This is a genomic window from Comamonas sp. wu1-DMT, from assembly GCF_040187805.1.
Taxonomy (GTDB): Bacteria; Pseudomonadota; Gammaproteobacteria; order Burkholderiales; family Burkholderiaceae_C; genus Comamonas; species Comamonas thiooxydans.
Genome location: NZ_JBANEM010000061.1, coordinates 1 through 785 on the forward strand (window position 1 = coordinate 1; position 785 = coordinate 785).

Below are 785 nucleotides of genomic sequence, written 5' to 3' on the forward strand. Positions count from 1 at the left end.
GGGAGAAAAAAGCCTCAGCGAGTCCCATCCATGCTGCCAGGCCCCGCCTCCGGCTTCCTCGGCATCCAGCAGCAGCACCGACAGATTGGAGCGACGCAGGAAGTACGCCACCGATAGGCCTGCTTGACCAGCTCCGACGATGATCACATCGTGAAATGACATTGTTGACCTCCTTTTGCCTTTATTGCTGTGGACTCACACGCATGGACCACAGAGCCGCAAATGCACTGATCGCCAGCAGAGAAGACAGCCACAGAGCCTGGCTGCCCCAGTTTGCGACAGCCAGTCCGAAAAGAAACGGTGACCCGGCTTGCACGATGCGTGCAGGCACCATGAGCCAGCCTTGACGCTGGCCATATCCTTGAGAGCCAAACACCTTGAGTGGCAGCGTGCCTATGGCAATCGTCAAGATGCCGTTACCCAGACCATGCAGGATGGCAAAAATGCTGGCTGCAGGTGCACCGGCAAGGCCCAGACAGACAGCGGCCAGCGGATGGGCAAGGATGGCCAAGCGAGCAGAAAGCAGTGGGTGTGCCTTCTTGAGAAAGCTGTACTCCAACACCCTACCCGCCACCTGGGCAGGCCCGACCAATGCAGCAGCAGCAATCGAAGCAGCCAAAGTTGCACCGCTGGCCTGAAGAATCTGAGGCAGGTGGGAAGCCATGGCAGTGCTGATGAACCAGGATGCCGCGAAAACGTAGGCCATCAGATAGGCAGTGCGCTTAAGACTGATGCCTGCGTTGTTTCCGCCCTGAGACTCAGCTCCAGGCGGCTTTTGTTCTTTA

2 protein-coding genes are annotated in these 785 nt (G+C 58.1%); both read right to left on the reverse strand.

The window, feature by feature from the left end:
- Nucleotides 1–162, reverse strand: a 162-nt coding sequence (locus V8Z78_RS27275; RefSeq protein WP_349732516.1) for an FAD-dependent oxidoreductase, incomplete at its 3' end; no start/stop codon positions are given.
- A 19-nt stretch (nt 163–181) separates the two neighbouring features.
- On the reverse strand, nt 182–785 hold a 604-nt coding region (locus V8Z78_RS27280), incomplete at its 5' end, for an MFS transporter (protein ID WP_502878887.1).